Source organism: Dichotomicrobium thermohalophilum (assembly GCF_003550175.1).
In the GTDB taxonomy this organism is placed as follows: domain Bacteria; phylum Pseudomonadota; class Alphaproteobacteria; order Rhizobiales; family Rhodomicrobiaceae; genus Dichotomicrobium; species Dichotomicrobium thermohalophilum.
On sequence record NZ_QXDF01000002.1, the window covers coordinates 103,503 to 116,432 of the forward strand.

The following is a 12,930-nucleotide window of genomic DNA, read 5'->3' on the forward strand; positions in this document are numbered from 1 at the left end:
TCTTGGAGACCGTAATGGAAGATGTCGAACGCCTGCTGAAGGGAACGGTCGATGAACTCGACCGCCTGCTGAACGCGAAGAACGTGCTGGGCGAGCCGATCGAACGCGACGGCGTTACCATCATTCCCATGGTCAGCTACGGCTTTGGCTTTGGCGCGGGCGGCGGTGCGGACCAGAAGAAAGGCCAGGGCGCCGGCACCGGCGGGGCCGGCGGCATCAAGCCGGTCGGGGCGATCGTGATCGACCAGCATGGCGCGCGCGTGGAAGGCATGAAGGGCGCGATGACCAGCCTGGTCGAGACGATCGGCGAGGCGGCGAGCCGCGTGATGGAGCGGCAGGCAAGCCGACAAGAGGGGCAGTGACGGGCGCGCACCATGATCGCAGGCTTGCTCTGGGCGCTGCTGGCGATCCTTTTGCTGATCTTGGCGGGGATCGTCGCGGTCACCGTGACGCCGGTCAGGCTCCGTTGCGTCTTTTCCAGCGAACCGCAGGCGCGGGCGATCGTCGTGGTGCGCTTGTTCGCAGGATTGATCCCGCCGCTCCGCCTGTTTGACAGCGCGCGGCGAGAGGCGAAGCGCGCCGTAAGGCGGGAACCCACAAGGCCATCCCGGACGCCTCGACCTCGCACTATCTCCCGCGTACTGCGAGAGGTGCCGACGCTTCTGGCCGATCTGCTGACCCGCGTGCGCCTGCGCCAGCTCACGGTCGACGCGGATTTGGGTCTCGGCGACCCCGCCGACACCGGACAGCTTTTCGGGCTGTTTCAGGCGGTTCGATACGCTTGCCCGGCTGCACCCCGCGTGGCCGTTCAGGTCCGGCCGGATTTCGAGCAGTTGCGACTGGCCGGCCGGCTCAGCGCCGACCTGAGTTTCATCCCGGTGACGTTCGTGTCGCCAGTGATCCGCTTTGCCTGGCGCAGCTTCGGGCCAGGGCGATGACGGTTGCGCTTGACACGGTGCTGCGCGTTGGCGACATGGCCGTTACCGCAGTCGTGGAGCAAAAAGTCCAAGCATTCCACGCGGGCGATGCGCCGTCATTTCACGGAACGAAGCGGCCCCTCGCCATCCTCATCCGCCGCAGCGGCGTGACGCTCGCCTTCGATGCGACAGGGCGCGCCCTGGAGCTGGACGCCTTCGACCGGCGCTACCCCGGCCAGCGCCAAGATTTCGAGCAGCAAGCGGTCGCGCTCGGCGAGGCTGATCGGGGCGCCTGATGGCAAGGCCGAAGCTATAGGACGACGATCAGCACGAGCACCGAAATGATGCTCGTGGCGATGGCCGCATTGCTCGTCAGCCCGATCCTCTCAAGCGCCTCGGGCGCGTCCACCACGGCGGTGCGGACCATCGGAATGAGAAGCAGGAGGCCCAGGATCCCCAGAACATACAGCCCAACCGGGGGAAACGGGTAGACGCACCGGCAGCCGTAGGGGTCGACGAACATCAACCCCACCAGCGTTCCGGCGACCAGAAACACGATGAAGGACAGGACGCCGAGCGCGATCAATAAGGCAAAGCGGGCGTAATCCGCCAGCGTCATGCGCACCTCCCCCTAGCGACGCGGGAGAGTAAACGGCATTCGTCTAAATTTATCGCTAACGGCTTAAACAGGGTTAATGAAAGGTTAACGGCCCGAGGCTCAGGCCGCCTTCCATTTGATCGAGCAGCCCATGGATGGTGTCTGTTCGACAGGCCCGTGTCCGGTCTCGGCAACCTGCTTCATCGCCTCGTAAAGCTCACGTTTCGCGTCGGGGGGCGCCGGCGCCTTGCCGCTTTCGTCCAGCCTGCCGCGGTATTGCAGCTCAAGCTCCCGGTTGAAGCCGAAGAAGTCGGGGGTGCAGACCGCGCCATATTCTTGCGCCGCCTGTTGGCTCTCGTCGTGGAGATAGGGGAATGTGAAGCCGTGTTCGGCGGCGAAGCGCTTCATGTTCTCGAAGGAATCCTCGGGGTAATTCTCAGCGTCGTTCGAGCAGATGGCCGCCACCCCGATCCCGAGCGCCTGCAATTCGCGCACATCGCGCACGAGCCGGTCGATGACCCCGCGGACATAAGGGCAATGATTGCAGATGAACATGATCAGCGTGCCGTTCGTCCCCTGAATATCCGACAGCGTGTAGAGCCGCATGTCGGTGCCCGGCAGCTCGAATGCCGGTGCCTTCCAGCCGAAGTCGCAGATCGGGGTTTTTACGGCCATGAACATGCTCCCGCATTGGCTGTGGAGACGCGTGTGGACCGTGTAGCCTAAGGCGGCTGGCCGGGCATTTCAACAACAGTATTGACGCGCACGAATCAGAGGCGCATACTTTTCGTAACCAAGGAAAGGAGGTCTAGGAAAATGACTCCGCCCAAGGTTTCTCCGGCCGCCTGACAGTTGCGTTGGCTTTCCCTCGTGCTGGAGGGCGAATTTTCGAAAAAACGACCTGAAACGACAGGTGAAGGCGTTTGCGTTACCTGGTGGTTACTGTGAATGCCGCCTGTGAGAACTGGTTAAGATCAGTCGGCCGGTAAGGCGGTGCTATTGCGCCGATGCCGTGCGGGGCCCTGACAAACGGCCCGCAGGCAGTTTGACCGAAGCGACGCAAGAAGCCGCGCCGCTGAGCCGGCCAAAGCGAAAGAGTATGCGAGGACCTCGCGGCGCACCCGTGGAGGTCCTTTGCTTTTTCTGCTTCCGCTCCCCTGTTGATCTGCCTCGCGCGCACATCGCGCGGATTTGAGGCGATGTGACAGCACTCCTGACCCGCGAGATGGTATCCCGGCAGCAGATGCGGAGCGAACCTCCGCCGCGCCGTTAAGGGGAGCGTCATGGGAATGGAATTGGACTGGATCAGTTACATGACCATGGAGGGTCTTGACCTCCTGACCAAGCTGTTCGTGTTTACGGTCGGGCTCGGGGCACTGGCCATCGTGATTCTGTTCGTTATCGACGTTGCGCAGACTCAGGATGCGGTCCGGCGCAATTATCCGGTGATTGGTCGGTTCCGGCACATTTTCACGACACTCGGTGAGTTTTTCCGCCAGTATTTCTTCGCTATGGACCGGGAGGAGATGCCCTTCAATCGGGCGCAGCGCGACTGGGTCTACAAATCTTCAGCCGGTAGCGATAACACAGTTGCCTTCGGCTCGACCCATAACCTGACGGAGGCCGGCTCACCGGTGTTCGTCAACTGTCCGTTCCCGACACTGGAAAGTGACGGAGCGCCCACGCCCAGGGTCGTCGTTGGCGAATACACGCCCAACCCTTACGAGTTTGCCTCTCTCATCAACATCTCCGGCATGAGCTATGGCGCGATTTCCGACCCGGCCGTGCGCGCGCTGTCGAAAGGCGCTGGCATGGCGGGATGCTGGCTCAATACGGGCGAGGGCGGGCTGGCGCCGCAACATCTCGAAGGCGGTGCGGATATCGTGCTGCAGATCGGCACGGCGAAATACGGCGTCCGCACGCTGGACGGGCGGCTTGATGACGGAAAGCTCCGCGAGGTCGGTGCAATCCCGCAGGTGAAGATGATCGAGCTGAAGATGAGCCAGGGCGCGAAACCCGGCAAAGGCGGTCTGCTACCCGGCGTGAAGGTGACACCCGAAATCGCGAAGATTCGCGGCATCCCCGCCTATCAGGATTCCGTCTCGCCGAACCGGCACCCGGAAATCGACAATGTCCAGCAGATGCTTGACGTCATTGGGCATATACGCGCGGTTTCGGGCAAGCCGACCGGCTTCAAGAGCGTCGTCGGCGCCTATGGCTGGCTTGAGCAGATGTGCGAGGAGGTAAATCTTCGTGGCGTTGAGAGCGCGCCCGACTTCATCACCATCGATTCGGGGGACGGCGGCACGGGCGCGGCCCCCATGGCCCTCATGGATCATGTCGGATTGCCGATCCGGGAGGCGCTGCCGTTGGTCGCCGACGTGCTCACACGGTACGGACTGCGAGAGCGTATCAAGCTGTTCGCGTCCGGCAAGCTGGTGACGCCGTCGGAGGTTGCCTGGGCCTACTGCGCCGGCGCCGATTCGGTTGTCTCGGCGCGCGGCTTCATGTTTGCGCTGGGCTGCATCCAGGCGCTGAAATGCAACAAGAACACCTGTCCCACCGGCATCACGACGCACAATCCGCGTCTCCAACGGGGGCTCGACCCGACGGATAAGGCGGTGCGGGTCATGCAGTACGTCGAGAAGATGCGCAAGGATGTCGGGATTATTGCGCATTCCTGCGGCGTACCGCACGCGCGCGCATTGAAGCGGTATCACTGCCGCATGGTCCAGCCCAGCGGCCGGTCGGTGCCGCTTGATGAGCTTCATCCGCCGGTCCAGCCGGGAAGCGCCCAGACCGTTGCGGCCTAACAAGAAGCCCGGCGGGTAGACCGCGCTCCGTCTCAGGCGGCGCGACGCTTCGGCAGATCGAGCACCGCCATCATGAAGTTGCTGCCGTCCTCGATGGCCTCGCTCCAGATTGACAAGTAGGTCGGGACGCCCGGCTGGACGCGGCCGATGACATCGCCGTGCTCGAACTGCAGGGACGCCTCGAACTTCTTGGCGACGCGCTGCATCTTCCGGTTCTCCAGCAGGCAGTTCATGTAGAGCCGGTCGATGCCCCGATTTCGCGCTGAACGCACCACACGCCCGAGCAGTTCGCTGCCGATGCCCTTGTTCTGGTAATCGGTCTCGACCGAAAACGCGGCCTCGGCCTCGCCGGACCAGTGATCGCCGATCCGGCGCAACTCGGCCGCGGCGCGCACCTCGCCGTTCACGACGAAGGCGTGGATGATGCTGTCCCAATCGCCAACGCGCGCGGCGTAGTCGCTGATGAACTGATCATTGACCGGCATGCCGAAGCGAAGGCGCCGGGTTTCCTTATCCAGCCTCAGCAGGTGGTCACGGAACTTCTCTGTTTCCGTTGGCCAGAGCTTTCTGAACGTTCCTCCCCAGAAGTCAGACTCAGTCATGAGAACCTCTCCCGGGTTGCGTTGCGTCATGGCAGAAACCGGGCGGCGCCCGGCTTTGCTGCGCTGCAGCATACACTGGGGAATGTGGCCTCGGTAAGACCCCTTAGCCACCGATTCAGGGGTGCGCGAGCGCATGACTGGCATGCCGGAACGGGAGAGCTTAGTCGGGCACCGGACACATGGAATGCGCTCCGCGTCGCCACAAGCGGCTTTCAATCAGTGGTTAATTCATGAAGGGGGAGAGGTGGCCGGATCCCGATGGGGGTAAGGATCCGGCCGTTTTGGGCACTAGAGAGGGAGAGGACTGGGCTATGAAAACGCCAGATGATCAGTCCGGCGCATTCTTGCCTTGTCCCAAACGCGGTACTTCTACGCTACGCACACGGTACTAAACCGTATGTTCGCACCCTTTGGACCCGGACATCCTTATCGTGAATGCCCTGATCCGCAGGGTCTGAACCAACCGGTGTGGAGACGTCGGGCAATGGTGACTGGCCGAAGGGAACGATCCGGCCATGAAAAACAATGCGGCGCCTGAATGTTTCAGGTGTAAAGACCGGCAAGTGTCCCTCAACATCTGCGCGGTCTCTGTTATCCCCGAACTCCTTTGGTGCCGATTGTCAATCTCGACCTCCCGCGTGCACGAGAGGATGTTTTTGCCCGTCGCGACCACAAACCAGTTGTGTCGTTCAGATGTCTGCACCTTATACGCGCATTATTACGCTTGCAAGCAAAAAATTATGCAACCTTTGATTGTTTGCCGCAGCCGATGGCCGGGTTTCCCCGTGTCCGGCGGACTCTCCGCGGGGTGACGTGCCGGCGGCATCTTTCGCGCACAGGTTGTGCGGATGTGCCAAAAAGCCTGCAGCGATACCACCTTCGTCAAACAGGCGCTTGGAATCGCCGCGATTTCACATACTTGAGCGATAGCGAAGGCCCGGGCGGACACCACGCTTGGAAATACCGGCAGGGCAGCTTAAATCCGCGAGCAGCGTGATGAGGCCGGCGCGGGCCGCTGACAGCCTTGTTGAAAACTCTGTGGACGCCATGCGCGGCATCCCTCGTCGCAACGTGTGGTGGCTGGATCCAACTCGCTCTGACCGGGCGGTCTTTCAGTTTCGGGAGGCTTTCGCAGCAGGATGATCTACGTGCAGCTCGCCGGTGGTCTCGTCTTGCTCGTCGTCTTTGGCGACGTCCTTGTGCGCGGTGCCGCAGACATTTCCTACCGCCTCGGCATCCCGCCGCTGATCGTTGGCCTCACGGTTGTCGCTTTCGGTACTTCGGCCCCGGAACTGGTGGTTTCGGTCAAGGCGGCGCTTGATGACCTGCCCGGCATCGCGATCGGTAACGTCGTGGGCAGCAACATTGCCAACGTCCTGCTGGTCCTGGGCCTGCCCGCGATCATCAGCGCAACGCGCTGCGACCATCACGCGCTCGACCGCAACACCTACATCGTGCTGGGCACGAGCATCCTCTTCACCGTCCTTTGTTTCCTGACGCCGATGACCTTCTGGGACGGCGCGCTCCTGTTCGGCCTGCTGATCGCCTTTCTGTGGCTCTCCGCGCGCCGGGCGATGCGCAGCCGGGCAGATGGGAGCCTCGTTCCGATCGACGATGATGTCGAGCCGCTGGCGGGACCTATCTGGGTGTCCATTGGCGCGCTTGTTCTCGGGCTGGTCGGCCTGCCGGTTGCCGCGCATCTGACGGTCGATGGCGCGGCCTCTGTCGCGCGTGTCTGGGGGGTCTCCGACGCGGTGATCGGCCTCACCGTCGTGGCGATCGGCACCTCGCTGCCCGAATTGGCTACGACGGTCATTGCCGCGATTCGCCAACACGGGGCGCTGGCGCTCGGCAACGTGCTGGGCAGCAACCTGTTCAACATGCTGGCCATCATCGGCATTACAGCTATGGTCACGCCGATCGAAATCCCGGCCGAGATTTTGCGGCTGGATATCTGGGTCATGCTGGCGGCGACCGTGATTCTGGTGCCCTTCGTGGTCTGGGAGGTGCCCATCGGTCGTATAGCGGGTATCGCGTTCCTTGTGGCCTATGTCGCCTATATCGGCTTTCTGCTCAGCCCGGGCGCGCAGGCCGGTCTGGCGGTTGTGCAATAGGCCCGCCGCACGACCCGGGAACGCCAGTCGACAGATGCAGCAGTTTCGATGACCGATCACAGTCCGCCCATCGCTCTCGTGACTGGCGCCGCCAAGCGTATCGGCCGCTCCGTTGCGCGTCGGCTCGTCGAGGAGGGCTGGGCGATCGGCCTGCATTACAATCGCTCGCGCCATGAGGCTGAGAGCTTCGCCGAGGAGCTACGCGCGCTGGGTGCCCGCGTTGCACCGCTGAAGGCAGACCTGAGCGATTACGACGAGACGCGGCGTCTCGTGCCGGCCTGTGCCGAGGCGCTCGGCCCGCCCGACTGTCTCGTCAACAACGCGTCGATCTTCGAGCGCGATTCGGTCCGTGACTTCACGGCGGAGAGCTGGGCCGCGCATCAGAACACCAACCTCCGCGCGCCGGTCATGCTCGCCCAGGCCTTCGACAAGGCGCTGCCCGCCGGGCAGGACGGCAACATCATCAATATCATCGACCAGCGCGTGCTGCGGCTCACGCCAACCTTCTTCTCCTACACGCTCAGCAAGTCCGCGCTCTGGACCGCCACGCGCACCATGGCTCAGGCGCTCGCGCCGCGCATCCGCGTCAACGCCATCGCGCCCGGGCCGGTCCTGCCCAACCATTACCAGACAGAGGCCGATTTCGCGCGCGAGTGGGAGTCAACACTGTTGCGCCATGGCGCAAAGCCCGAAGAGATCGCCGATGCCGTCGTCTTCCTCCTGCGCGCGCGCTCAGTGACCGGCCAGATGATCACCCTGGACGGGGGCGAACATCTCCAGTGACGTGATTGTCCTGCGCAGCACTCGCCTGCTATAGCCTTCGCAACAGCGTTAACAACGGGGACGCCGGCTCATGACGCAATCTGTTCTCGGCATCATCGGCGGCAGCGGAGTCTATGACCTGCCTGGCCTGACAAACCCGCAGGAACTTGCGATAGAAAGTCCATGGGGCGAGCCCTCGGCGCCGCCGGTCCGCGGAGAGATCGACGGGTTGCCGGTCGTCTTTCTGGCGCGGCACGGCAAGGGCCACCGGCTTGGGCCGACGGACATCAACTACCGCGCCAACATCGATGCGATGAAGCGCGCCGGCGTTACTGATCTGATCTCCGTGTCCGCCTGCGGCTCGTTCCGCGAGGAGCTTTCGCCCGGCACGTTCGTCCTCGTCGACCAGTTCATCGACCGCACCTTTGCTCGCGCCAAGAGCTTTTTCGGCGCGGGCTGCGTCGCGCATGTCGCTATGGCCGATCCTGTCAGCCCTGGCCTCGTCGACCGGCTGGAGGCTGCGGCGCAGGCGGAATCGATCAGCTACAAGCGCGGCGGCACCTATCTCGTAATGGAAGGCCCGCAATTCTCCACCCGCGCCGAATCCGAGCTCTATCGCACCTGGGGCTGCGACGTGATCGGCATGACCAACATGCCCGAGGCCAAGCTCGCCCGCGAGGCGGAGATCTGCTACGCAACCGTGGCGATGGTCACGGACTATGACTGCTGGCACGACGAGCACCGCGACGTGGACATCACCGACATCCTGCGCGTCGTCCGCGAAAACGCCAGCAAGGCCGCCCGCCTGATCGCCTGCCTGGCGCGCGACTTCCCGCGCGAGCACCCCGCCTGTCCGCTGGGGTCCGACCGCGCGCTCGACCACGCCTTGATCACCGCGCCCGAGGCGCGTGACCCCGCGCTGCTGGCCAAGCTCGACGCCGTGGCTGGCCGCGTCCTCAATGCTTCGTGACCACCTCAGAACCGGAGATCGCGATGACGACCCACCGAGCGAATGACGACCTCAAGGCGCTGGTGCGCACGATTCCCGACTTCCCGAAACCCGGCATCATGTTCCGGGACATCACGACCTTTTCCAGAATGCGCAGGGCTTCAAGAGCAGCATCGAGCGGCTCGCTGCGCCCTATCTGGATGCCGGTATCGAGGCGGTCGCGGGCATTGAGGCGCGCGGCTTCATCCTGGGTGGCGCAATGGCCGATCGGCTGAACACCGGCTTCATCCCGATCCGCAAGAAGGGCAAGCTCCCGGCCAAGGCGATCGGCGAGGAATACGAGCTTGAGTACGGCGTCGATGCGGTCGAACTTCACGAGGACGCGATCCGGCCCGGCGAGAAGATCCTCCTGGTCGACGACCTGATCGCCACGGGCGGGACGGCGGCCGCCGCGGCGCGGCTGATCGAGAAGGCGGGCGGCACGGTCGCGGGCGCGGCGTTCATCATTGATCTCCCGGATCTGGGCGGGTGCCGGCGGCTGGGCAAACAGGGCGTGAAATGCCACACCCTGATGGAATTCGAGGGCGACTAAGGTGAAAATCGACGGGCGGCATTACCGGACGATCTGGGTGGCCGAGGACGGCTGGTCGGTGGAGATCATCGACCAGACGAAGCTGCCGTTCAGCTTCGAGACGGCGCGGCTAACGACGCTGGACGATGCTGCCCGCGCGATCAAGACGATGCAGGTGCGGGGTGCCCCGCTGATCGGCGCGACGGCGGCCTATGGCGTCTGTCTGGCGCTGCGCGCGGACGCCTCCGACGCGGCGCTCGAAGCAGCATGCGAGGCGCTGCTGGCGACGCGGCCCACAGCGGTGAACCTGCGCTGGGCGCTCGACGAGATGCTGGCCGCGGTGCGCAACCAGCCGCGCGAGAACCGGGTCGCTAGCGCCTATGCCCGCGCGGCCGCGCTGTGCGACGAGGATGTCGAGACCTGCCGCAGGATCGGTGAAAACGGCTTCCCGCTGATCCGCGAGGCCGCCGAGCGCAAGCCGGGCGAGACGGTCAACATCCTAACGCACTGCAATGCCGGGTGGCTCGCCTGCGTGGACTGGGGCACCGCTCTGGCGCCGATCTATATGGCGCATAACGCCGGGCTGCCGGTCCATGTCTGGGTGGATGAGACGCGTCCGCGCAACCAGGGTGCCGCGCTGACCGCCTTTGAACTGGGCGCGCATGGCGTGCCGCATACCATCATCGCCGACAATGCCGGCGGGCACCTGATGCAGGCCGGCAAGGTCGATATGTGCATCACCGGGACCGACCGGACCACCGCCAACGGCGATGTTGCCAACAAGATCGGCACCTACCTCAAGGCGCTCGCCGCCTGGGACAACGGCGTGCCGTTCTATGTCGCGCTGCCGGGCAGTACGATCGACTGGACGCTGCAAGGCGGCGCGGACATACCGATCGAGCAGCGCGGCGCAGATGAGGTGACGCACATGAACGGGCGCACGGCTGACGGCGAAGTCATCACGGTCGACATCGCCGCGCCGGGTAGTCCGGCGGCTAACCCGGCCTTCGATGTCACGCCGGCGCGGCTCGTTTCCGGGCTCATCACCGAGCGCGGCGTCTGCGCGGCCACGCGCGAGGGGCTGGAAGATTTGTTTCGTAATGAGACGGATATGACAAGTCGTCGCAGCGATTAACCAAAATACTTCTTCGAAAAATCTGCGGACAACCTGGGCGCGTAAACATAACAGTTCGTAACCACGCTCAGGAGAAATCATGTGGTTTGAATTTGCTCTGCCTCCGCTTGCGGCGACAACTTTCTTCGCCATCATTCTGCTTAGCGCTGTCGAGCTTGTGCGTCACCGGACGGCGCGCAACGCGGAGGCGCAGGCCGCGCTCAAGCGGAAAACGATGCAGCAGTCCCGCTAAGCTTTTGCGGGCATAGACCAGCGATCATGGCCGGCGCGGGCGTCTCGCTCCGGCCTTTTTCATGCGAGCCGCCTGCACGCGCTTATTCCGTCAGGTGATCCGCGAGCGCGCTCGCGCTGTGAAAGGCGGCTTCCACGCCCCCGCCGACGCACCAGTCGCCGCAGGCGGCCAAGCCGACCTCCGGCGCAAAAATGCAGCCGTCCGGCAAGCCCGCATGCGCGTGAGCGTAGCGCCAGCGATGGGTTGTCGCGTAGGCCGCCGCGCCCGCGTCAATCCCGGTGATCCGCGTAAAAGCGTCCGCCAGAAGCGGCTGCACAGCCTCCGGCGGTTCGTCGATCCGCGGCTCCGACCAGTCGCTGCGCGCATGGATCACAAAAGCCGCGCCGTCGCCGGTTCGCCCCGGCTTGGCCGAGTTGCGGATGATCGAAGCGATGATCGGGTGATCGACCTCCGCTACGTCCCAGCCTGGTTCCGGCGCCTGCGTAAAGCCGAGCATAGTCGTGAACCCGCCGGTCATGTGATCCGGCGCAAGCGCGACCGGCGCCAAATCGCCGAACAGAGCCGCGGTCTGCGGCCCCGGCGCGGTGCTGACAATCCAGTCAAAACGGCCCAGCGCGTTGCCGTCGCTGTCGTGCAACTCATGCGGTTTTTGGATCGGCGCGATCTGAACCTGCGTTCGCAGCGGCGTGTCTTCGGCGAGGGTCTTGCACAGCGCGTTCATCGCGGGCACCGTGACGAAGCGTTCCTGATCCACAGCGTGCGCGGTCTCGTCCGCTGTGAGCCGCACAAAGCGCCCTCGCCACCGCGCAACCAGCCCGCTCTTGATACGCGGGGCGAGAAACGCGCGGAAGCCCGCGCTCTCGGCGAAGAAATACGGCGCGCCGTGGTCGAACGCGAAGCCCTCCGTGCGCCGGGTCGCCATGCGGCCACCCGCACCGCGCGATTTCTCGAAGAGCGTGACGGCGTGCCCCGCTTCGTGGAGCCGCCGGGCGACCATGACGCCCGCCAGCCCTGCACCGATGATCGCAATATCCAACTGCGCCTCCTCAGGCCATCAGTAGCAATACGATCAGCGCGGCAATAACGATCGCCGTGATCGCCGCGCGCAGTTGATAGAACCACGCTTCATGCCCGCCCGCGCGCCACACCGTGTGGTCGATCGCGAACAGAGCGGCGAAAACCGCAATCAGCAGCAACAGCGCCAGCCGAAGCGATGGCAGCAGCAGAGTGGCCCAGGCGGCCAACGCGCAGATATTGCTGGAGATGAACAGATTCAGCGGCAGCGCGGCATTGCGGTACAGGAAAAGGCCCCAATGGATACCGGAAACGAAGCTGGCGATCACCGCGCCGTAGCCCAGCACGGCCTGCCAGATCGACGCGGTCGCCTCTGCAGGCGCAAAAGGCAGCGCCACGACCGCCGCGATGAAGGGCAGCGCGCCCGCGAAGGTCAGGATGCGCGCCAGAACCCGCTCGTTCATGATGCTCCCTCGCACAGATGCGCCCGCACGCTGTTGTACTTGGCTAACAGCGCCGGGTGGATTTTCCAGCGCTGGCCTCGAGCGCGCGGCTCTTATCTTGTTTCGTTGCAGGCTTGGTTCTATAAATAGACTCAAAGTGCGATGAAACCCGTCTTTTCTCGTGAAAGGCGGGAGGATGCATTTGTTCTCGTTTCAGCAACAGAGGAGATACCAACCATAGCACGCCGACCATTCAAGCGGCCCGCGCAGCGGGAAGAGGGGCCGCGCATAAACGACGCGATTACAGCTCGTCAGGTCCAACTGATCGACGAGGAAGGGCAGAACCACGGTGTGGTCGATCTGCAGGAGGCGTTGGACCGCGCGGCAGAGGCCGGCCTTGATCTTGTGGAGGTTTCGGGTCAAGCCGAGACTCCGGTCTGCAAGATCATGGACTACGGCAAATACAAGTATCAGGCGCAGAAGAAGGCCGCCGAAGCCCGCAAGAAAACCAAGACCGTCGATGTGAAGGAAATCAAGATGCGCCCGAACATCGACGCGCATGACTACGAAGTGAAGATGCGCAACATGCGGCGTTTCTTCGAGGCGGGCGACAAGGTCAAGGTGACGCTGCGCTTCCGCGGACGCGAAATGGCCCACCAGCAAATCGGCATGGACCTGCTGCACAAGGTGCGCGACGACACCGAGGATTTCGCCAAGGTCGAACTTGAGCCGAAGCTCGAAGGCCGGCAGATGATCATGGTCCTGGCGCCGCGCTGAGCC

At 63.9% G+C, this 12,930-nt stretch carries 15 protein-coding genes and 1 pseudogene; 11 read left to right on the forward strand and 5 right to left on the reverse strand.

Translation table 11 applies throughout. The annotated features are described in order from the left end of the window. Positions 1-14 precede the first annotated feature (14 nt). The 3 genes from BXY53_RS10475 to BXY53_RS10485 are packed head-to-tail and all read left to right on the forward strand — an operon-like array spanning position 15 to position 1,213. Positions 15-362 carry a GerW family sporulation protein gene (locus BXY53_RS10475; RefSeq protein ID WP_119062175.1) on the forward strand — a complete coding sequence of 116 codons (348 nt, stop codon included), beginning with the start codon at positions 15-17 and terminating at the stop codon, positions 360-362. 12 nt (positions 363-374) lie between these two features. Further along, positions 375-938, forward strand: a complete 564-nt coding sequence (locus BXY53_RS10480; RefSeq protein ID WP_119061951.1) for a DUF2953 domain-containing protein — start codon at positions 375-377, stop codon at positions 936-938. Next, on the forward strand, positions 935-1,213 hold the full coding sequence (locus tag BXY53_RS10485; RefSeq protein ID WP_119061952.1) for a hypothetical protein: 279 nt from the start codon (positions 935-937) through the stop codon (positions 1,211-1,213). Before BXY53_RS10480 ends, BXY53_RS10485 begins: the two co-directional genes overlap by 4 nt. Positions 1,214-1,227: 14 nt before the next feature. Here BXY53_RS10485 and BXY53_RS10490 read toward each other — a convergent pair whose 3' ends face one another. Further along, entirely contained in the window at positions 1,228-1,536 is a 309-nt protein-coding gene (locus BXY53_RS10490; protein ID WP_147361549.1) for a hypothetical protein, read from the reverse strand. Positions 1,537-1,635: 99 nt separating this feature from the next. After that, positions 1,636-2,190 carry a thioredoxin family protein gene (locus BXY53_RS10495; protein ID WP_119062176.1) on the reverse strand — a complete coding sequence of 185 codons (555 nt, stop codon included), beginning with the start codon at positions 2,188-2,190 and terminating at the stop codon, positions 1,636-1,638. Between the two features lie 608 nt (positions 2,191-2,798). Here BXY53_RS10495 and BXY53_RS10500 point away from each other — a divergent pair. After that, entirely contained in the window at positions 2,799-4,328 is a 1,530-nt protein-coding gene (locus BXY53_RS10500; protein ID WP_119061954.1) for an FMN-binding glutamate synthase family protein, read from the forward strand. A gap of 32 nt (positions 4,329-4,360) precedes the next feature. Here BXY53_RS10500 and BXY53_RS10505 read toward each other — a convergent pair whose 3' ends face one another. Then, on the reverse strand, positions 4,361-4,930 hold the full coding sequence (locus BXY53_RS10505; protein ID WP_119062177.1) for a GNAT family N-acetyltransferase: 570 nt from the start codon (positions 4,928-4,930) through the stop codon (positions 4,361-4,363). 1,139 nt (positions 4,931-6,069) lie between these two features. Between BXY53_RS10505 and BXY53_RS10510 the strand changes: the two genes are divergently transcribed. The 6 genes and pseudogenes from BXY53_RS10510 to BXY53_RS14155 all read left to right on the forward strand — a co-directional run bounded on the left by BXY53_RS10510 (position 6,070) and on the right by BXY53_RS14155 (position 10,693). Continuing rightward, on the forward strand, positions 6,070-7,044 hold the full coding sequence (locus BXY53_RS10510) for a calcium/sodium antiporter (protein ID WP_119061955.1): 975 nt from the start codon (positions 6,070-6,072) through the stop codon (positions 7,042-7,044). Between the two features lie 48 nt (positions 7,045-7,092). Continuing rightward, on the forward strand, positions 7,093-7,827 hold the full coding sequence (locus BXY53_RS10515) for an SDR family oxidoreductase (protein ID WP_119061956.1): 735 nt from the start codon (positions 7,093-7,095) through the stop codon (positions 7,825-7,827). Positions 7,828-7,897: 70 nt separating this feature from the next. After that, the gene (locus BXY53_RS10520; RefSeq protein WP_119061957.1) at positions 7,898-8,776 is read left to right on the forward strand and encodes an S-methyl-5'-thioadenosine phosphorylase; all 879 of its coding nucleotides are present in this window, start codon (positions 7,898-7,900) and stop codon (positions 8,774-8,776) included. Between the two features lie 23 nt (positions 8,777-8,799). Continuing rightward, positions 8,800-9,347, forward strand: a pseudogene (locus BXY53_RS10525) (adenine phosphoribosyltransferase). A gap of 1 nt (position 9,348) precedes the next feature. Continuing rightward, positions 9,349-10,461 (forward strand): S-methyl-5-thioribose-1-phosphate isomerase, encoded by a 1,113-nt coding sequence (gene mtnA, locus BXY53_RS10530; RefSeq protein WP_119061958.1) that lies wholly within the window; start codon positions 9,349-9,351, stop codon positions 10,459-10,461. 79 nt (positions 10,462-10,540) lie between these two features. Continuing rightward, positions 10,541-10,693 (forward strand): hypothetical protein, encoded by a 153-nt coding sequence (locus BXY53_RS14155; protein ID WP_170144418.1) that lies wholly within the window; start codon positions 10,541-10,543, stop codon positions 10,691-10,693. 82 nt (positions 10,694-10,775) lie between these two features. Here the strand turns inward: BXY53_RS14155 and BXY53_RS10535 are convergent, their stop codons facing one another. Further along, positions 10,776-11,729, reverse strand: a complete 954-nt coding sequence (locus BXY53_RS10535) for an NAD(P)/FAD-dependent oxidoreductase (RefSeq protein WP_119061959.1) — start codon at positions 11,727-11,729, stop codon at positions 10,776-10,778. A 10-nt stretch (positions 11,730-11,739) separates the two neighbouring features. Next, complete coding sequence (locus BXY53_RS10540) at positions 11,740-12,171, reverse strand: DUF3429 domain-containing protein (RefSeq protein WP_119061960.1); 432 nt, start codon at positions 12,169-12,171, stop codon at positions 11,740-11,742. A gap of 141 nt (positions 12,172-12,312) precedes the next feature. Here BXY53_RS10540 and infC point away from each other — a divergent pair, with 141 nt between their 5' ends. Then, positions 12,313-12,927, forward strand: coding sequence for a translation initiation factor IF-3 (gene infC, locus BXY53_RS10545; RefSeq protein WP_119061961.1), 615 nt, complete (start codon positions 12,313-12,315; stop codon positions 12,925-12,927). Positions 12,928-12,930: the final 3 nt, after the last annotated feature.